This is a genomic window from Lactobacillus jensenii DSM 20557 (assembly GCF_001436455.1).
Taxonomy (GTDB): Bacteria; Bacillota; Bacilli; order Lactobacillales; family Lactobacillaceae; genus Lactobacillus; species Lactobacillus jensenii.
The window spans coordinates 1-13,684 of sequence record NZ_AYYU01000015.1 but is presented as its reverse complement, the minus strand read 5'-3'; the positions used below and the strand labels follow the sequence as shown (position 1 = coordinate 13,684).

At 33.5% G+C, this 13,684-nt stretch carries 12 protein-coding genes; 3 read left to right on the top strand and 9 right to left on the bottom strand.

What is annotated here, in order from left to right:
- Positions 1-38: 38 nt before the first annotated feature.
- From topA to FC45_RS05030, 3 genes are all read right to left on the bottom strand, one after another.
- Positions 39-2,126 carry a type I DNA topoisomerase gene (gene topA, locus FC45_RS05040; protein ID WP_057706431.1) on the bottom strand — a complete coding sequence of 696 codons (2,088 nt, stop codon included), beginning with the start codon at positions 2,124-2,126 and terminating at the stop codon, positions 39-41.
- Positions 2,127-2,288: 162 nt separating this feature from the next.
- The gene (gene dprA / locus FC45_RS05035) at positions 2,289-3,131 is read right to left on the bottom strand and encodes a DNA-processing protein DprA (protein ID WP_006584760.1); all 843 of its coding nucleotides are present in this window, start codon (positions 3,129-3,131) and stop codon (positions 2,289-2,291) included.
- Between the two features lie 71 nt (positions 3,132-3,202).
- Positions 3,203-4,132 (bottom strand): mucin-binding protein, encoded by a 930-nt coding sequence (locus tag FC45_RS05030; RefSeq protein ID WP_006584761.1) that lies wholly within the window; start codon positions 4,130-4,132, stop codon positions 3,203-3,205.
- Positions 4,133-4,640: 508 nt separating this feature from the next.
- On the opposite strand from FC45_RS05030, the gene FC45_RS05025 reads away from it, so the two are divergent.
- Positions 4,641-5,069, top strand: coding sequence for a GNAT family N-acetyltransferase (locus FC45_RS05025; RefSeq protein ID WP_006584762.1), 429 nt, complete (start codon positions 4,641-4,643; stop codon positions 5,067-5,069).
- A gap of 48 nt (positions 5,070-5,117) precedes the next feature.
- Here the strand turns inward: FC45_RS05025 and FC45_RS05020 are convergent, their stop codons facing one another.
- The 5 genes from FC45_RS05020 to FC45_RS05000 form a co-directional block, all read right to left on the bottom strand.
- Entirely contained in the window at positions 5,118-5,876 is a 759-nt protein-coding gene (locus tag FC45_RS05020; RefSeq protein ID WP_006584763.1) for a ribonuclease HII, read from the bottom strand.
- Positions 5,873-6,715: a ribosome biogenesis GTPase YlqF gene (ylqF, locus tag FC45_RS05015; protein ID WP_006584764.1), complete on the bottom strand. Its 843-nt coding sequence runs from the start codon at positions 6,713-6,715 to the stop codon at positions 5,873-5,875. Before ylqF ends, FC45_RS05020 begins: the two co-directional genes overlap by 4 nt.
- Positions 6,716-6,835: 120 nt before the next feature.
- Complete coding sequence (locus FC45_RS05010; RefSeq protein WP_006588582.1) at positions 6,836-8,431, bottom strand: cation:proton antiporter; 1,596 nt, start codon at positions 8,429-8,431, stop codon at positions 6,836-6,838.
- Positions 8,432-8,477: 46 nt separating this feature from the next.
- Positions 8,478-8,702 carry a YozE family protein gene (locus FC45_RS05005; RefSeq protein WP_006584767.1) on the bottom strand — a complete coding sequence of 75 codons (225 nt, stop codon included), beginning with the start codon at positions 8,700-8,702 and terminating at the stop codon, positions 8,478-8,480.
- Between the two features lie 107 nt (positions 8,703-8,809).
- The gene (locus tag FC45_RS05000; RefSeq protein ID WP_006584768.1) at positions 8,810-9,652 is read right to left on the bottom strand and encodes a DegV family protein; all 843 of its coding nucleotides are present in this window, start codon (positions 9,650-9,652) and stop codon (positions 8,810-8,812) included.
- A gap of 147 nt (positions 9,653-9,799) precedes the next feature.
- On the opposite strand from FC45_RS05000, the gene trhA reads away from it, so the two are divergent.
- Positions 9,800-10,465 carry a PAQR family membrane homeostasis protein TrhA gene (trhA, locus tag FC45_RS04995; protein ID WP_006587784.1) on the top strand — a complete coding sequence of 222 codons (666 nt, stop codon included), beginning with the start codon at positions 9,800-9,802 and terminating at the stop codon, positions 10,463-10,465.
- A 265-nt stretch (positions 10,466-10,730) separates the two neighbouring features.
- Here the strand turns inward: trhA and FC45_RS04990 are convergent, their stop codons facing one another.
- The gene (locus FC45_RS04990; RefSeq protein ID WP_006584769.1) at positions 10,731-11,921 is read right to left on the bottom strand and encodes a CCA tRNA nucleotidyltransferase; all 1,191 of its coding nucleotides are present in this window, start codon (positions 11,919-11,921) and stop codon (positions 10,731-10,733) included.
- An 85-nt stretch (positions 11,922-12,006) separates the two neighbouring features.
- Between FC45_RS04990 and FC45_RS04985 the strand changes: the two genes are divergently transcribed.
- Positions 12,007-12,912 (top strand): YitT family protein, encoded by a 906-nt coding sequence (locus FC45_RS04985; protein ID WP_006584770.1) that lies wholly within the window; start codon positions 12,007-12,009, stop codon positions 12,910-12,912.
- Positions 12,913-13,684 lie beyond the last annotated feature (772 nt).

Below are 13,684 nucleotides of genomic sequence, written 5' to 3'. Positions count from 1 at the left end.
TCTGATGATATTATCTCACAATGTCAAAGATTTAACTTTTATTTAGAACTTTCGTTTTCTTCACGTTCTTCTTTATAGTCACCATTTGGACATTGTACAACAGGTCCTTTCTTAGTTTTCTTTTCTACTAAGAAATGGCCATCATTTGGACAATCACGGCCTACTGGCTTATCCCATGAAACAAAGTCACAATCAGGATAATTACTACATCCAAAGAATTTACGTCCACGTTTAGATTTTTTCTCTACAATTTGGCCCTTGCCACATTTAGGACAAATTACACCAATCTCTTTGACGATTGCCTTAGTATTTCGACAATCTGGGAAGCGTGAACAAGCATAAAACTTGCCATAACGTCCCATTTTAATAACCATTGGTGCCCCGCAAATATCACAGTTAAAGCCAGCTGGTTCATCTTTGATTTGAACTTTTTCAATTTCACTATCAGCTTTTTCAAGTTCTTTAGAAAATGGCTTATAGTATTCATCAACAACCTTAACCCAGTTTTTCTTTCCCTCTTCAACATGGTCAAGATCATTTTCAAGTTGAGCTGTAAAGTCAACGTTAACAATATCTGGGAAAAACTTGCCAACTAAATTATTTACAATTTCACCCAATTCAGTTGGTACAATTGCTCTTCCTTCAAGCTTAACATAATAACGTCTTTGAATTGTATCAATTGTTGGTGCATACGTTGACGGCCGTCCAACACCATTTTCTTCAAGTGCACGAACTAGACTTGCTTCAGTATAACGAGCAGGAGGCATAGTAAAGTGTTGCTTATTGTCTTGCTTAGAAAGTTTAACACTATCACCTTCTGCAAGGTCTGGCAATTCCACACTCTTATCACTTCCGGCATCATAAACCTTAGTAAATCCAGCAAATTTCATCTTAGAACCAGTTGTACGATACATAACTCCATTTTGAACGATATCAGCACGAACTGTATCAAAAACAGCTGGAGTCATTTCACTAGCTGCAAATCTTGACCAAATTAACTTATAAAGTTTGTATTGCTCACTAGTTAGACTGTTCTTAAGTGATTCAGGAGTTCGATAGATACTTGTTGGACGAATTGCTTCGTGGGCATCTTGAGCATCTTCCTGATTTTTGAAGTGACGAGCACTTTTTGAAGCATATTCAGATCCAAATGTTTCTGTTAAAAACTTACTTGCCTCTGCTTGAGCTACTGGTGAAGTTCGTTTGGAATCGGTACGCATATAAGTAATTAACCCAACTGTACCTTCTTTACCCAAGCTTATACCTTCATAAAGGCCCTGAGCAATTGACATTGTCCTTCTGGTTCTAAACCCTAAACGCTTGTTAGCTTCTTGTTGCAAAGTAGAAGTAGTAAATGGAGCTGGCGCTTGACGTTTACGTTCCTTTTTTACTACATTTTCAACTGTAAAAGGCTTCTTTTTATCAATCTTCTTTAAAACTGATTGCACTGCCTCATTATTAGGAAGCTCTACCTTCTTGCCATCTAGGCCGTAAAAACTAGCCTGGAACTTCTTTTTACCCTTAATAAATTCTGCATCAATAGTCCAGTATTCTTCAGGTTTAAAATCTTTAATTTCTTGTTCTCGATCTAAAACAAGCTTTAAGGCAACAGACTGAACACGTCCAGCAGATAAGCCTTTTTTCACCTTAGCCCATAAAATCGGACTTAAAGAATAACCTACAAGTCGATCCAAGACCCTACGTGCCTGCTGTGCATCAACAGTATCCATATCAATTGTTCTTGGATTTTTAAAGGCGTTTTTTACTGCATCCTTAGTAACTTCGTGAAAAGTAACACGATGCTTTTGACCGTTATTCAAATCTAAAATATGAGCAACGTGCCAAGCAATTGCTTCCCCTTCACGGTCGGGGTCGGATGCTAAATATACAAATTTTGCTTTTTTAGCTTCTTTTTTTAATTCTTTAATAGTTTCGCCTTTACCACGAATGGAAATGTATTTAGGTTGATAATCATGTTCAATATCAACCCCCATTTGTGACTTAGGTAAATCTCTAATATGTCCTTTAGACGCAATTACATGGTAAGAACGTCCAAGATATTTTTCAATTGTCTTCGCCTTTGCAGGAGATTCGACAATAACTAAATTTTTCTTTCTAGTAGGCATCAAATGCCCCTTTCTTAGTCTGTAAAAATCATGCTTAAGAATAAAGTAGCTTTTTCAGATTGTCAAATAAAATGTTGTTTCAATATCTAGCTTAATATATGGTAGAAAAAAATCAACTATTATTAAGCTATTAAAAATAATAATTTATTTACATTTATCAAATCAATGTATATTATCATAAAAAGTTTCAAGATCTAAGAGTGGACAAGCACCAGCTTTGATTAATTCATTAGGGCCTTGCGATAAGGGAGAAAAGACTGATCCCGGTAAGGCAAAAATATTGCGATTCTCATATAGTGCATAATTAGCGGTAATTAATGAACCTGACTTGCTTTTAGCCTCAGTGACAATCACATTATCACTTAAACCCGCCAAAATTCGATTGCGTTCTGGAAAACGAAAAGGTCGCGGTGGTGTATCTGGCAAATATTCACTTATCAATAAGCCATTTTTTATAATCTCAAATTGTAAATTTCGATTTTCTTCCGGATAAAAGTGATTTAAGCCATTACCAACTACGGCTATCGTTTTCCCATGATGTCGCAAAGCTGCCTCATGAGCTAAACGGTCAGCTCCTTTGGCGAGTCCTGATGCAATTACAAAATCTTGGCTTAAGCGAGGCATCCATAAATCTAAAGCTTGTTGAGTATAATTAGTTGCTTGTCTTGCACCAACAATCGTGGTAATTGGCCTTTTCAAAAGAGAAATATCTCCTTTGGCAAATAAAAGTAGTGGTGGCTTAAAAATCTGACGTAATTTATCTGGATATTCATTATCAAAAAAACTGATAATCTGACACTGTTTAGTTAACAAACTTATTGTTTGGGGATGCTTGGGATTAGAGTAAGCTTTAATTGCTAGATTTTTAATTTCTTCAGGTAATTTTTCTAAATCAGCTAGTGTTACTTCAGATAAACTGAGGAGTTTTGTCAAAATCGCTAGTGACTTTTGATAGCCAATCCCTCTTTCAAGCTTTAATCTTAATAAAAATTCTTTAATTGTCATTCTCAATTCCTTCTTCCAAGTATATATACTCAAAAAAAGTTTATTTTTACTAAAAAAGTCTAGTTTAATAACTAGACTTCTGAATTAAATTTTATTTTGCTAATGAAAACTGAAGCAACGACAATTACAATCCCTAAAGCTACTAATAACCACTGGGTCAACTTAGACCCGGCTTTTTCAAATGCTAAATATTGCCGATTATTTTTATCTTTAGGTACTCTTTCACGATTGGAATTAGTAAATAAACTCGTTGATTTGTTATTATCATTTAAATAAGTGTTGGGCAAATTATTGTTAGCTTTAGATTGTTCAATATTATTTGTATTAGGGATATCAGGTCTTTTTATAAGATTTTCTTTCTTTTTTTCATTATTTGTTTTACCTGATTTTCCAGATTTATTCTTCAAATAAATCTTAACTGTTTGATTGGAAGCTCCCGTAAATGTATAAGAGCTTGGGATTATATTATTATCAATTGTATATTTACTCTTATCCGGATTAGTAATATTTAAAGAAATCTCCTCTCCGGATTTTCCAGAATAACTATCTTCAGACAAAATCTGATTAGTGGTTTTATCAATATACTCAACTGAGAGTGTATGTTCATCAGGATAGTAAATAACATAATAGTTTCGATCCAAATTAGTATTATCAAGACTAGTTAAAGTGATTTCCGATTTTGAAATAGTTCCATCAGTTAAGCTTTCTTCTTTTTGTCCATTTTCATCTACCAAATATGCAGTATACCCCTCTTTTTTAGGGATTGTATAACTAGGCCACTCAGAACTAACTTCTTTATCAAGAGTAACTTTTCTTTGGTTATTTTCAAATGAAACTTTTTCATCATAAGTTAGATTTGCTCTATCTTGATGAACCAATTGAAAATCTTCATCACCATCGACTTTGGCATAAATCTTTCTATTCGCTGTAAGCGTTTGATTTTTTATACTTTCAGTTGAATCTGTTGTTTCTGCAAGAACTACTGTTGAATTAAAAAACAATAAGAAAACAGATGTAGCAGCAACTTGCGCTGCTTTTTTAAAGAAAATAATAAACCTCTCCTACTTGTAGTCTATACAATTCATAATACTATATTTATAAAATATTACAAATAAATCAACTCAAAAGAAAAACGGCACTCATTTCTGAATGTCGCTTCTGGGGTATTAAAAGCAATTAATTTCGTTTCTTTATAGAAAGGAGGAGAACCTATCTAGGGATTCAATAGGCTCTGAATAAAGGATAAATAACGTATGGATTCGATAAGTAAATTACGTTTATACCTAAAGGCGAATCGATTAATTGCTTTCAGCAATATTATATCATCTTTTTTTAAATAATATTATTATATAAAACCAAAAATTATCATTATTAATATTATTCTAATTCAAATTGAAAGCTTTTACATCTTTACTATAAAGCAAATCTGAATCTGAGCTTTTGTTCTATCCTTGATTTGTCAACTCCATATTAATTATAATGATATAAAATAATTAATGGAGGTATGCAATGTTAATTCAAACAACTACAGATATTACATCAGCTCTTTATCAAAAAATTTTAAGCTTGCGAAAAGAAGTCTTTGTTAAAGAACAAAATGTACCAGCCAACTTGGAACTTGAAAATGAACAAGGGCCTATTTACTATGGAGGTGTAATTGATGATACTGTTGTTTGTTGCGCACGAGTTATAGAAGAAGATAATAAAACTTGGCATATCCAAAGAGTCGCTACTAAAAAGCCCTTCCGTGGTCAAGGACTTAATTCCCAACTATTTAAGAAAATTGAACAAGATGCGAAAAATAATGGGATTGACCGCTTAATCCTTGGAGCCCAAGATCAGGCCCAAGGATTTTACCTCCATCTCGGTTTTAAGGTTGTTGGTGATGCATTTATTGATGCTGGTATTACTCATCATATGATGGAAAAGAAAATATAATTTGACATAATTTTTAAGAAGTAAAAAGGGAGCCGTTGGCTCCTTTTTTTATTTATTAAAGTCATACTCACTAACAGGTGAAAAACTGCGCCTATGAATTGGGGTTGCACCGAATTCTTTAAGTGCGGCTAGATGTTTAGCAGTTCCATAACCAGCATTATGTTCAAAATCATATTGCGGATAAACTTTAGCATAATCATTCATTAGTTCATCCCTAAATACTTTTGCAACTATCGATGCTGCCGCAATTGAATTGGACTTACTATCGCCTTTAATTAATTCAATCTGCTTAATATCAACTGGGACATTCATCGCATCTACCAGTAATAAATCAGGTCTAAGAGCCAAATTATTTACTGCTTGAGCCATTGCAACACGATCAGCTTCATAAATGTTAATTTTATCAATTAATTCTGGGCTTCCTACGCCAATTCCGACAGCTACTGCTTTATCCAAAATTCGAGGATAAAGTTCAAGTCTTTTTTTAGGGCTTAATTTTTTTGAATCATTAACTTCAACTAAGTCAAAGCTATCATCCAAAACAACTGCAGCTGTTACCACGGGGCCTGCTAGCGGCCCACGTCCGACTTCATCAACGCCAGCTACAATCGAACCGGCAGCCCAGGCTTTTTGCTCGTACTGGAACCGATTCATAAAGGCTGCCTTAGCTTTAGCAAGCTTAGCTAGACGTTTATTATAGCTTTCAAGAAGTTTTTGAACACCTTTGCGTTCATCTTTTTGCAAAAGAGCAAGTGTTTCAGAATCAACTTCACCTTGCAAAATCTCTTTTATTTCTTTAATACTCATGCTTCAACTTTTTCTAAATTAATTCTACCTAGTCGTCCCTTACGTAACTGATTAAGCAAGAATAAGCTCATCTTTTCATAGTCATCACGCATGCCATATTTTTCTGTCATAGCGAGTAATAGTTCAGGAAGTGGTAAATCAGTTACTTCTTGTTCAGTTAATCGACTAAATTTTACTAGACTCTTAAAGTAATTTTCTTTCAAGTATTCCATTACAAATAATGCAACATCATCCGCATGAAAAACACTCTCTTTAATTGAACCAAGTGCTGCTAGTCTAAAGCCAACAGCTTGATCTTCAAATTTAGGCCACAGAATACCCGGTGTATCAAGGATTTGGACACTTTCGCTTGTTTTAAGCCAGCTTTGCCCCTTAGTTACACCTGGACGGTCACCAACAATTGCAACATTTCTACCAACTAAGCGATTAATGATTGTTGATTTACCACAGTTAGGAATTCCAACTAAGCAAATTCTAATTGTAGGATTGCTGGCTCCTTTAGCTTCAAGTTTATCAATTCGCTCTTTAGCTGCTAATTTAATCAACTTAAACAATGGCGTCATATTCGTATTATGTTGCGCATCTAACTTAAGAACGAATTTTCCATCACTTTTTAGCTTGGCTTCCCATTTATTAATTTCATTAGGGTCTGCTAAATCTGCTTTATTTAAGATAATAATATGGGGCTTATCCCCTACTATGTCACTAATTAAAGGATTTCTTGATGAAGCAGGAATTCTTGCATCAACTACTTCTACAATCACATCAAGTAAACTTAACTTATCTTCTAATTGAACCCGTGCCTTGTTCATGTGGCCAGGATACCATTGAATTGCCATGTAAAAATCCTTTCATTTTTATAATTCTGTACCTGAAAAAGGCGTCAATATTTATAATACCATGATTTATAGTTGATTCGCATTCAAAACTTTTTTAATAAAAAAAGCACTCTCTGGTGCTTAATCTTCTTTCGTGCCTAAAAATAAAATTTCAGCCATCAAGGTCTCACGATATAGTTTTAAAAATCCTTCACGATATTTTTGCTCACTCTGGGCAATCTGTCCTAAATAATTGCGCTCTAGTCGAAAGGCATAGCGATAAACTTCATCTCGAAATTCTCGATCATGTGGCTTCAAATCTGGTCGCCTCACAGTCGTATTCATTTCTTTCAAGAAATCCTTCATTGATACTTCATCTAATTGTGCCTTTAAATCATATAATAGCTGTCTACGCAAAGCCTCAGGTAAATAAATTTTATCAAGTTCAAGCATAGCATATTCAACCATGTCTTTTCTAACTTTACGCATTTCTTTAATTTGATCAAGATCAGCCACTTTCTTTGGTAATAAAAATCTAAAGACAATTGTTGGAACAACCATACTTAAAATAATCAATGTCGAACTTGCTAATAAGGCAAAATGAATGTCAGATAGCTTAATTGTTTCTTCAGTTAAAGTATAAGCTAGTGCAAAAGTAACAGCACCATGAACTCCACCTAAACTAAAAGTCCAAGCCTTCTTCTGATTATGCCTAAATTCAGTCAAAAAGGTGTAAAGATAGCGAATCAAAATATTAATTACATATAATAGTATACCAACTAAAATTGCCATAATCGTTTGAGAGTTGAAAATATCTTCTTCTAAAAGTCTAACTAAGACTAATCCCAAAATCACAAAGACAGAGCCATTCAAAACATCTGTAAAAATATTACTTAATTGATTACCAACAAAAACCATTTGTGGATTTGTTAATTTACTTCTCTGGTGTTCTGCATTATGGACTAACCCCGCAACAACAACTGTAATTACACCTGATACATGGATTTCTTCAGCTAAAAAATATAATAAAAATGGTGTCATTAAATAAGCGATTTGCACTGGGGTATTCAAAGAAAAACTACTATCTTCTAAGCTACTAGATTGCATTGTTCTTTGTCTAATCATTGCTAAAAGTAAAGAACTTATAATTCCTAAAGCAATTCCACCTATAACTGCAATAAAAAGTTGGCTTATCGACTTGATAATTACCAGATTTTTATTAACGTACCAACTAACCATCATCGCTAGTAAAACTAGTCCTGATGCATCATTAAACAAAGACTCATTTCTAAGATAATACACTACTTTTCTTGGAACCTTTAATCCATGCGTTACACTTTCTCCTGCTGTTGCATCAGTTGGGGTCGCAATGGCAGCTAATAAAAAGCAAAAAGCCATATTCATGCCGGTTAAATAATATAAACTAAATCCAGCAACTAATTCAATTATTACAATCATGACCACAGTTAAGCCAACAATTGACTTCCAAAACCTTTTAACATAGTAAAGCTGTGTATTTTGACCTTCAAAAAACAACAGTGGTGCAACAATTAGTTCCATAAAAACTTCAGATTGAAAATCTTCTACTAGGTTATTTAATAAAGGCACCAACCCTAGTATCATTCCAAAAAACAGAGCAACATAATTGACGGATATTTTATGGAAGTAAGCTTTTTGAAAAACCATTGCTAAATTAGTAGTAAACAAAATTACTAAAGTTGAGATTAAAATATCCACGTATCATCACCTTCTAAAACAAAAAGCCAGGAAAAAATCCTGGCTCTTACATATTATCTTTATACAATTCATATGCTCGATCAAAAATTGTCATACTTGGTAAATATGAAGCATTTAATTCCAAATAATCAGACAACTTTTCATAATCCTGTTCCTGCTTAGGGAATTGTTGATCATGTTGCGCATTATTGGCAAATTCAGCAATTTCATCATGTGAATCAGGATTTCTTTGAGTCATTAAGAATCGATAAAAACTTTCACGATAAGCCATATTAGCTCCTTTTTATTTAACATTCTATATTCACTTAATACTACTATAAGTATAGTTTGATATCAAAAAAACTGCAGATTACCCAAGTAACTGCAGCTATATTTAACTTATTCTGAATAAAACATTACTGCATAAGCTCCATGCCCTGCATGAGTGATGATAATTGGGCTAGTTTCTTGAACTAAAATATCCATATTGGGATTAACTTTTTTAAGTTCATTAGCTAAATCTTCCATATCATCTGGTGTATCAACATAAGAAATACCAAGATGCTTAATATTAGGAGTATTCTTTACCTGCTCAATTAAGTCTTGATTAAATTTCTTAGTGAATTTCTTACCGCGACCCTTAGCCTTGATATTTAAGACATTAGTAGTCATTTCAAGGAAAAGTCTAATATTAAGTAAGGTAGCAACTCGTCCAGCCAATGCCCCAAGACGTCCACCTTTAATAATATTAGTTAAATCAGGTACCATCATTTCCAGATGCATTTGTTCTTGCATTTGCTTGAGACGCGCAATTATTTCATCAAGATTTTTATCAGCTTGAGCCATTTTTGCAGCTTCTAAAACTTCAAACCCCATTGCACGGTCTGTATAACCAGAATCAAAAATTGTGACATCAAAATCCACTAATTCGCTTGCTTGACGAGCTGCATCAACTGTACCACTCAAGCATTTAGCCATAAAAATCCCCAGAACTTGACTTCCATCTGCTGCAAGCTTCTTAAATTCATCTACAAAACGTCCAATTGCTGGTTGACTTGTCTTAGGTAATTCCTTGGCATTATCCATTTTTTGGATAAAGTCTTTTCTAGTAATATCTTCTCCATCAACATACGTCTTGTCATCAATCGTAATTGAAAGTGGTACAACTGTAATACCATACTTTTCAATTTCTTCTGGACTTAATTGTACTGATGAATCAGTAATAACTTTAATATTTGGCAAAACCTTCGCCTTCCCATCCTTTTGGCTTTAACATATCTTATATTTTCTTTGGTATACTATAATGTAAGAAATACAGGTAAGCATATGTTTACTACAAGTATATCAAAAATTCTTTGATATAGTAATAATGAATGAAAAGGACTAAGAATGAATTTCAAAAAAATTTGGCAAAAGCCTAAACATCAACCAAAAGTACTTCCACTTTTAGATAATATCTTTTCTGCAGTAACCCATGGAATTGGATTTGGGTTAGCAGTTACTGCACTTGTACTATTAATTATTCGAGCAGTAGGAACTCATTCACCTTTGCGAGTTGTTACCTTTACAATTTATGGGTCAAGTTTGATTTTTTTATATTTATTTTCAACGCTCTACCATTCTTTAATTTATACCAGAGCTAAAAGAGTATTTCAGATTTTTGATCATTCTTCAATCTTTCTTTCAATTGCGGGATGTTATACTCCTTATTCTTTAATCGCAATTGGCGGGGTTAAGGGGTGGATAATTTTTAGTATAATTTGGGCAATCACTATTTTTGGAATTTTGTATTATATTTTAACTAAAAAGAGAAATAGTATCATTGAAGTCCTTATGTATATTAGCATGGGCTGGCTAGTAATTTTTTCAGCACCCCACTTATATCATTATCTTGGAACAACTGGCTTTTGGTTATTAGTGGCTGGAGGAATTAGCTATACTGTTGGAACACTATTTTATTCCATGATTGGGGTACCGATGATGCACACTGTGTGGCATTTATTCGTTTTAGCTGGCTCAATTTTGATGTTCTTTTCTATTTTGCTTTATGTTTAATAAGCTAAAAGCTGGTAAATATCATTTTTTAATGATAGCTACCAGCTTTTTTGATTAATATTTTTTATCTTCATCTTCAAAGACAAGTTCTTGATACAAACCTTCTTTTACTGGAATCATATTATTAATGTTTAAGACTCCAAAAAAAAGATTGCCAAAAAGGCAACCCTTCTCTCTTTTGATTCTCATTCAGAGCTGAGATACACTCCTCTTTACATATTCGTTCTACTAAATCTCATAAAATATAGCCAATAATATTAATCATCTATTCTACAATAAAATTCTTAATAGCTTCTTCGTCATTAGCTATCTTACCATCAACAACAGCTTCAGTAATTTTAGCCAGCATATCTCCTAAACTAGGTCCTGGCTTAATTCCCCATTCAATTAAAGTTGAGCCATCAACCACGAGTTCTTTATGATTCTTAATAGGTAAAGCCACATAGCGATCAACTAATGCTTCACTATTAACAGGTTGGCCCAAAATCCGAGCTACATCACAGGCAGACATAACTGTATCTTGTCCTGCGAGGAATAATTCATAATCACTTGGACTGTGGTCAGATAATAAATCAAAGAAAAATACAATTTCTTCCACTTTACGAGTCATTTGATTAGAATTCTTCCAATCTCTCATAAACTTCGGAATTTGTTCATTTGGTAACTTTAACAAAATAGCAATAATTGCCCAAACGCTTGCCTCAGTTGATGGAGAAAAAGTCAAGCTAGGGAAAACTGACAATTGCTCTTTTTTTCCGCGAAAATCAGGTACTTCTTCACTTAATTGAGTATCCAAAAACACCTGAAATGCACTTCTAGCATGTGGCCCTACGCACATCTTAACGAATTCTTCGCGAATACGTTCTACAGAAATCTTGCTTAATAATTCATGATGGTCACAAATTGCTTGTCTAGTATTCTCTTCTAAAGAGAACTTCAACTGGCTCATGAATCGAACTGCACGCATCATTCTTAAAGCATCTTCATTAAAACGTCTTTCAGGGTTACCAACAGCCTTAATCAAGCCATTTTTTAGATCATCTAAACCATTAAACAAGTCATGAATATTGCCATATTCATCCATTGCCAAGGCATTGATAGTAAAGTCACGTCGCTTTAAATCCTCTTCCAGATTTTGAACGAATTCCACATGATCAGGACGTCGATAATCCTGATAGCCTGACTCTGTTCTAAAAGTTGTAATTTCATAACTATCATCATCGTATAAAACAGTTACAGTCCCGTGTTGAATTCCAGTATCAATACTTCTTTCAAAAAGTTGTTTTACTTCTTCTGGATATGCACTAGTTGCAATATCAACATCATGAATATGCCGATTCAGTAACAAGTCGCGGACACTGCCACCTACGAAGTAGGCCTCATAACCAGCTTTTGTTAAAGTTTGCACAACTGGCAAAGCTTTTATAAATATTTCAGGTAAAGAATTAATTTTCATATTTTAAAATCATCATTTCTCATTTTAATTTTGTTATCTAAGTTTGTTAAAATAAAAAGTGCAATACACTAGGGAGGATATCTTAATGAAAGTAATTAAACCAAAATTTCCAATCACACCCAGCTTTATCATTGAATTAATCATGATTGCACTTGGATCCGCCATATATGGCCTAAGCATTAATATGATTAGTATCCCCAATCAGTTAACGGATGGTGGTTTAAGTGGTATCTCCCTACTACTATTCCATTGGTGGAAAGTAAATTTAGGATTCAGCACTATTATTTTAAACATCCCTTTAATTTTAATTGGTTTTCGCTTTTTAGGCAAAAAACTAATGATTGAAACACTTTGGGGAACTATCTGCTTAGCCTTTTTCTTAAACTTTTGGCGTCTAATACCTATTATAAACCAATTGAATTTAGAGCACGACCTCTTATTAGCAGCAATTTCAGCTGGATTACTTTCTGGTTTAGGATTAGGGATTGTCTTCCGCTATAATGGTACAACTGGTGGCTCAGACATAATCGCTCGTATTCTGCAGCAAGAAAAAGATATTAAAAGTGGTAAAACTTTTTTCATAATTGATGTAATTGTACTTGTACTTTCACTTTCATACATTGATATTCGCCATATTATGTACACTTTAATAGCTAGTTACATTGCTACTACATTAATTGATATCGTGCAACAAGGCGGTAACAAGGCAAAAGCAGTCTTTATTATATCCGATAAATATGAAGAAATTGCGAAGATGATTGATTTAGAGTTAGATCGTGGCTTCAGCTTTTTAAACGGCGAAGGTGGTTTCGACCGTAGCCAAAAACATATTATCTACTGCATTGTAGCCAACTATGAAATTCAAGCTGTTAAGGCGATTGTTTTAAGAGAAGATCCTAAAGCATTTATGACAATTTTTGATGCTAATGAAGCTTTAGGAGAAGGAATGAGCTATAATCGAAAGAAGCGCAACTTTTTTATCAGGCGATAAAATTAGAAAAACAAATAAAGAGGATGTTAAAAAACACCCTCTTTTATTTTTATAAACTTTTTCCATAGACATATATTCCAAAAGAAAAAGTATTTTGCTATTATTCTAGATTTTGGTATAAAGCTAATACCAAGATTTAGTAACTTTAGCGGCTACACACCCCTCATACAACTTTGAAGTTACGGAGGTGAGAGCCATGCTAAATTGGATAGACTGGAGTTGCAAAGCTAGTTGATTTTAGCTTATGCTATCGCAATAAGCCTTGTCTTAAATGCCTGTGGCATCTTTGCCATTCGTTTAGCAATCGCTTATGTGATAACAAAAAAAGCTAATCATAAAGATTAGCTAAACACACAGTCGTTCAAAGTTACGATTGAAGTCAACGAGGTAAGAGCTCGTTGGCCTCTTTTCATTTACAAATTATACACTAAAAAGTTTGCTACTCCAACTATTTTTAGTCGATTATGTCTTACGTATTCTTATTCACTGCTTGTTATATTATTTCATAATTATAACTCAAGAGATACTAACTGGCTTTTTATACATTACAGTTAGCTATTTTTTAAATACTTTAGATAATTATATTCTTGCATAAACATATGCTTAATACGATTTCTGACTAAGAAGATATTTATTGTAAAAGCAATCCTTTATTGTTGAAAATATTATGAATAATGTATTTATGATTAATAAAGGCCATGATAATTTATGGTCACTTAATATTTCATATCCAGAAAGATGGAGACCGTAAAATAGTTTGTGTAAGGATGAA

Coding starts and splice junctions, on each gene's coding strand:
- FC45_RS04990 (WP_006584769.1), bottom strand. CDS start 11,921: ATGAAAATTAATTCTTTACCTGAAATATTTATAAAAGCTTTGCCAGTT.
- dprA (WP_006584760.1), bottom strand. CDS start 3,131: ATGACAATTAAAGAATTTTTATTAAGATTAAAGCTTGAAAGAGGGATT.
- FC45_RS05020 (WP_006584763.1), bottom strand. CDS start 5,876: ATGAGTATTAAAGAAATAAAAGAGATTTTGCAAGGTGAAGTTGATTCT.
- topA (WP_057706431.1), bottom strand. CDS start 2,126: ATGCCTACTAGAAAGAAAAATTTAGTTATTGTCGAATCTCCTGCAAAG.
- trhA (WP_006587784.1), top strand. CDS start 9,800: ATGAATTTCAAAAAAATTTGGCAAAAGCCTAAACATCAACCAAAAGTA.
- FC45_RS05005 (WP_006584767.1), bottom strand. CDS start 8,702: ATGGCTTATCGTGAAAGTTTTTATCGATTCTTAATGACTCAAAGAAAT.
- ylqF (WP_006584764.1), bottom strand. CDS start 6,715: ATGGCAATTCAATGGTATCCTGGCCACATGAACAAGGCACGGGTTCAA.
- FC45_RS04985 (WP_006584770.1), top strand. CDS start 12,007: ATGAAAGTAATTAAACCAAAATTTCCAATCACACCCAGCTTTATCATT.
- FC45_RS05025 (WP_006584762.1), top strand. CDS start 4,641: ATGTTAATTCAAACAACTACAGATATTACATCAGCTCTTTATCAAAAA.